Source organism: uncultured Sphingomonas sp. (assembly GCF_946477935.1).
Lineage (GTDB): Bacteria > Pseudomonadota > Alphaproteobacteria > Sphingomonadales > Sphingomonadaceae > Sphingomonas.
In genome coordinates this window covers 1-5426 of the sequence record NZ_CAMLAC010000240.1, presented here as the reverse complement: position 1 = coordinate 5426, position 5426 = coordinate 1, and the positions used below count along the sequence as shown (strand labels likewise).

Here is a 5426-nt window from a genome sequence, read left to right as displayed (position 1 = left end):
CAAGTATGTTGCCGAAACGCCCGCCCGGGTTGCAGCCCGCCCCCATCGCCTTCAGGCCGGAATCGCCACCTCATAGGCAGCCGTGGTCTTCGCCGCGACCTCCTCCTGCGTCACGCCCGGCGCCAGCTCGATCAACCGGAAAGCGCTATCATGGTCGGGCCGCTGGAACACCGCCAGATCCGTGACGATCATGTCCACCACATTGCGCCCGGTCAGCGGCAGGGTGCAGGCGGGGATGAACTTCGCGCTGCCATCCTTGGCGACATGCTCCATCACCACGATGATCTTCTTGACGCCGGCCACCAGGTCCATGGCGCCGCCCATCCCCTTGATCATCTTGCCCGGGATCATCCAGTTGGCGATGTCGCCATTTTCCGCGACCTCCATCGCGCCCAGCACGGTCAGGTCGATATGCCCGCCGCGAATCATCGCGAAGCTCTGCTCCGACCCGAAATAGGCGCTTTGGGGGAGTTCACTGATCGTCTGCTTGCCGGCGTTGATCAGGTCGGGGTCGACCGCATCGTCATACGGGAACGGCCCGATGCCCAGCATGCCGTTCTCGGACTGCAGCGTCACCTCGACCCCGTGGGGAATGTGGTTGGCGACCAGCGTCGGAATGCCGATGCCCAGGTTGACGTAGAAGCCGTCGCGCAGTTCCCGGGCCGCGCGTGCGGCCATCTGGTTGCGATCCCATGCCATGTCATTGCTCCCCTGCGGGTGTCCAGCGAACCGCTGGCGGAAAGATATCGTCGACGCCGCCCTTCAGGGCTGAGCCATAGACGGGGTTGGGCAACACGAACCATCCGGCGCCCCAGCGTCCCGCGATTGGCGCCGCCATCACCGCCGCACGGCGCTGCGTGGGGGTAAGCCCGGCGTTGAACAAGTCGGAAAAGTCGGTGAGCTGGTCGCCGCCCATTGCGATCACGCAGTAGCGTGCGGCAATGGTCGCGCGGCGCCCATCCTTCTTCGACCCACCGGCATCGTCACCCGCCAGGAACAGCGTCTCGCCATGCCGCGCCGGTCCCAGCCCCACGCCCTCGATCGCCGCCTTCGTCTGCGCGGCATTGCCCACGGCACGATTGGTGTTGAACACCACCGTCACACCCATCGCACGCAGTGCGTCCAGCCCCATCTTCGCACCCGGCACCGCCGCCACCTGGGTCACGCCCGTCCGCTCCCACGCATCCCAGCGCTTCTGGTCGAACGCACGGCCGCCCACCGCGTCATATTCGAAGCCCAGGTTCAGCAGCACCGTTTCGTCGACATCGAACACCGCGGCATAGGGCTTGGCCCCGCAGCCGACATAGCGCGGTGCCGCCAGCGTCGCGCCCGGCGCCAGCACCACGCTGTCCGCCGGCCGGGCCTTTACCGTATCGCGGACGTAGCGGACCAGATCGTTCCACGCCTGCACGCTGATCGCGGCGCCCTCGCCCGAGCCGTAGAGATACTGGAACTGCGCCGGCGCGCCCGCCGATGCCACCACAACCGGACCGCCCGGCGAAGGCAGCGCGGTCATGCCGGTGATCGTCACCGTCTGCCCATTTGCCTGATAGGTCTGTCCGGGCCTGGGCATCGCCACCACCGGCTCGGCACGCCTGGACGCACACCCGGCAAGCAGGATCGCCGCCATGGTCGCACACGTAACGCTCAGGCGCCTCACGCCGCTGGCCGCTCGCGCACCGTGCGGAACTCGATCTTCTTGTCGTACGGGCTGCCGACGATCATCCGCTTCACATAGATGCCCGGCAGATGCACCTGGTCCGGGTCCAGCGTCCCCACCGGCACCACTTCCTCCACCTCGGCGACACAGATCTTGCCCGCGGTCGCCATCGGCTGGTTGAAGTTGCGCGCGGTCTTCCGGAAGATCAGGTTGCCTGCCTCGTCCGCCTTCCATCCCTTGATGATCGACAGGTCGGCGCGAATGCCGCGCTCCAGGATGTAATCCTCGCCGTCGAAGCTTTTCACGTCCTTGCCCTCGGCCACCAGCGTGCCGACGCCCGTCTTGGTGTAGAAGCCGGGGATGCCCGCGCCCCCCGCCCGGCAGCGCTCGGCCAGCGTGCCCTGCGGACAGAATTCCACCTCCAATTCGCCCGAAAGATACTGCCGCTCGAACTCCTTGTTCTCGCCGACATAGCTGGAGATCATCTTCTTGACCTGGCGTGTGCGCAGCAGCTTGCCCAGCCCCTCGCCATCGATGCCTGCATTGTTGCTGGCGATGGTCAGCCCGGTCGTGCCCGCCGCCTGGATGGCGTCGATCAGCCGTTCCGGAATGCCGCACAGGCCGAACCCGCCCGCGCAGATCGTCATGCCGTCGAACAGCAATCCGTCGAGCGCGGCGGCCGCATCGGGATAGAGTTTGCGCATGCTGGTCCCTCTCGTTTGTGTCCGCGTTAGGCGGCGGGCCTAATCCGGGTCAACCCGTCGCCTGGTCCTGTCGCTTGGCAGCACCGCGTTTCCCACGCTACGCTGTCCGTCATGACGCAACGTACCGGTGGCCGCATCCTTGTCGACTCGCTTCTGGCGCAAGGATGCGACCGCATCTTTACGGTGCCGGGCGAGAGCTTTCTCGCCGTGCTGGACGCGCTGCACGACACACCCACGATCGATCTCGTCACCTGCCGGCAGGAGGGCGGCGTGACCTTCATGGCCTGCGCTGATGGTACGCTCACCGGCCGGCCGGGCATCGCCTTCGTCACCCGCGGGCCGGGTGCTACCAACGCATCGATCGGCGTCCATGTCGCGCGGCAGGATTCACAACCGATGATCCTGTTCATCGGCGATGTCGATCGCGGCACCCGCGACCGCGAGGCGTTTCAAGAGATCGACTTTCAGGCGATGTTCGCGCCCGTCGCCAAATGGGCCGCGCGCATCGACGACGCGCGCCGCATCCCGGAATATGTCGCGCGTGCCTATGCGACCGCGATGAACGGCCGCCCCGGCCCGGTGGTCCTCGCCCTGCCCGAAGACATGCTGTGCGACATGGTCGACGCCGTTGACCGGCCGCGCGTGGAGCGTTGTGACCAGTTTCCACCCTCCGTCGCCCCCGTGCTGGATCGCCTGCGCGCTGCCCGCAATCCGCTTGCCATCGTCGGCGGCGCGGGTTGGGATCGTGCGGCCAGTGCAGCCTTTGGGGGGTTCGCCCGCTCCTGGGGTCTGCCCGTGGCTTCCGCGTTCCGTCGGCAGGACGCGATCGGCAACACGCATCCCGTCTGGGCCGGCAATCTCGGCTACGGACCGAACCCCCGTCTGGTCGAACGTGTCCGCGCTGCCGACCTGCTTCTCGTCGTCGGCCCCCGGCTCGGAGAGGCGACCACTGACGGCTACAGCCTCGTCACCCCCGATCATCCCGGCCAGACGCTGATCCATGTCCATCCCGATCCGGTCGAGCTGAACAGCGCCTACCGCGCCGATATCGCGATTTGCGCGGGCATGTGGGAGTTTGCCGACGCGCTCGCCGCGGCCGAGCCGCCGAACACGCCCTCGCCCGCCGCCGCAGAGGCGCATGCCGAATGGCGTCGCTGGTCCACGCCGGCCCCGCGCGACGGTGTCACCATGGATCTCGGCCCCTGCGTCGCCGCCATGCGCGATGCGCTGCCGGCCGATGCGATCATCTGCAACGGCGCCGGCAACTATTCCGGCTGGTGGCATCGCTACTGGCCCTATGGCGGCCCCGGCACGCAACTCGCCCCCACCGCCGGCGCGATGGGCTATGGCGTGCCCGCTGCCGTCGCAGCGTCCTTGCGTCACCCCGATCGCATGGTGGTGGCTCTTGCCGGCGACGGCTGCTTTCTGATGAACGGGCAGGAACTCGCCACCGCGGTCCAGCACGATGCACGGATGCTGGTCATCGTCGTCGACAACGGCGCCTATGGCACGATCCGCATGCATCAAGAGCGCGAATATCCCGGCCGGGTTGCGGCCACGCGCCTGGCCAATCCGGATTTCGCCGCGCTTGCCCGTGCCTATGGCTGCTGGGCGGAAACAGTGGAGCGGACGGAGGATTTTGCCCCCGCGCTGGCCCGTGCACAACGGGAGCGGGGCGTCCGCCTGCTTCATTGCAAGACCGACGTGGAGACGATCACCCCCGCCGCCACGCTGGCCACCATTCGTCGCGCCTGATCAGGCGTCGACCGGCCAGGTGACGGCCGGCAACGCCTCGAACGCCGGCCGCGCCAGCAGATAGCCCTGCACCAGATCGATCCCCAGCGAGCGCACCGCATCCAGCTCGCCGCGGGTTTCGATGCCCTCGGCGATCACCGTCACGCCCAGCTTGGCGCAAAGCCCCACCATCGCCTCCACGATCATCCGCCGCGTCGCGCTGCCGTCGATGCCGCGCAGCAACTCCATGTCCAGCTTGATGAAATCTGGCCGGAAGCGGGCGAGCAAGCCCAGCCCGGCATGCCCCGCACCGAAATCGTCCAGCGCGGTTACGAAGCCCATCGCCTGATAGGTATCGATGATGTCCTGCACATGCGCGGCATCGGCCATGCGCTCCGTCTCGGTGAATTCGAACATCAGCCGGTCGATCGGCAGGTGGTTCGCCGCCGCGGTCTTCAGGGTCAACTGGATGCACGCCTTGGGCGAATAGACCGCATTGGGCAGAAAATTGATCGACAGCCTCGCGCCATCCGCCAGTAGGCCTGCGGCCACCGACCGCTCGATTGCCGCCACCCGGCATTGCTGATCGAAGGCGTAGCGGTTCGCATCGGTTACCCGCCCCAGCACTTCGCCCGCGCCCTCGCCATCGCGACCCCGGACCAGCGCCTCATAGGCCCACACCCGCCCATCGCGCATGTCCACGATCGGCTGAAACGCCATCGACAGCGCAAAGTCATGCGTGTCACTGGATCGGCAGGCGACACAGGCCCGAGCCCGGTCGAAGTTGTGGGACATATTCATGGTCCCACCCGGTATCATGCAATGGTTAACATCGGCCTGTCCGGTGGCTGGCATTGGGTGGCGGCGCGATCCCGCCCACCTCGCTTGTTTTCGCGCATAAGAAAACAGCCGCCCCGGCATATCCGGGACGGCCGCCTCACCAACTGTTCAAGACCTGTGGATCAGATCCAGGTCAGATGTCGTCGCCAAGCGCGCCCTTGACCTTGCCCTTGAACTGCTCGCCCTTACCTTCGACCTGCTGGCCCTGGCCCTCGGCCTTCAGTTCCGGGTTGTTCTGGTGGTCGCCGATCGCTTCCTTGACCTTGCCGACGGCTTCGTTGATGTTGCCCTTGATCTTGTCGGTCAGCTCGCCCATTCCTGCCTCCATTATGTGGCGGCACCGGAATGGCGCCGCGAAACTTGTGACAGGAAAACGGATCGCCCTCGATACGGTTCCGTGACGGCTTGATTCAGATCAGGCCGGCAAGCGGGCTGGACGGATCGGCATAGCGCCGCTGGCCCATCCGCCCCGCGCGGTAGGACAGGCG

The 5426-nt window shown here is 66.8% G+C and carries 6 protein-coding genes; 1 reads left to right on the top strand and 5 read right to left on the bottom strand.

What is annotated here, in order from left to right:
• Nucleotides 1-51: 51 nt before the first annotated feature.
• From Q0U08_RS17465 to Q0U08_RS17455, 3 genes are all read right to left on the bottom strand, one after another.
• Nucleotides 52-699, bottom strand: coding sequence for a 3-oxoacid CoA-transferase subunit B (locus Q0U08_RS17465; RefSeq protein WP_298092903.1), 648 nt, complete (start codon nucleotides 697-699; stop codon nucleotides 52-54).
• A gap of 1 nt (nucleotide 700) precedes the next feature.
• Nucleotides 701-1516 carry an HAD family acid phosphatase gene (locus Q0U08_RS17460; protein ID WP_298092905.1) on the bottom strand — a complete coding sequence of 272 codons (816 nt, stop codon included), beginning with the start codon at nucleotides 1514-1516 and terminating at the stop codon, nucleotides 701-703.
• 140 nt (nucleotides 1517-1656) lie between these two features.
• A complete protein-coding gene (locus tag Q0U08_RS17455; RefSeq protein WP_298092902.1) occupies nucleotides 1657-2364 on the bottom strand; it encodes a CoA transferase subunit A in 708 nt (235 codons plus the stop codon).
• A 111-nt stretch (nucleotides 2365-2475) separates the two neighbouring features.
• Here Q0U08_RS17455 and Q0U08_RS17450 point away from each other — a divergent pair, with 111 nt between their 5' ends.
• Nucleotides 2476-4119, top strand: coding sequence for a thiamine pyrophosphate-binding protein (locus Q0U08_RS17450; RefSeq protein WP_298092901.1), 1644 nt, complete (start codon nucleotides 2476-2478; stop codon nucleotides 4117-4119).
• Here the strand turns inward: Q0U08_RS17450 and Q0U08_RS17445 are convergent, their stop codons facing one another.
• Complete coding sequence (locus Q0U08_RS17445; protein WP_298092904.1) at nucleotides 4120-4818, bottom strand: EAL domain-containing protein; 699 nt, start codon at nucleotides 4816-4818, stop codon at nucleotides 4120-4122. It lies immediately after the preceding gene.
• Nucleotides 4819-5071: 253 nt separating this feature from the next.
• The gene (locus Q0U08_RS17440; RefSeq protein ID WP_112382359.1) at nucleotides 5072-5254 is read right to left on the bottom strand and encodes a CsbD family protein; all 183 of its coding nucleotides are present in this window, start codon (nucleotides 5252-5254) and stop codon (nucleotides 5072-5074) included.
• Between the last annotated feature and the right edge of the window lie 172 nt (nucleotides 5255-5426).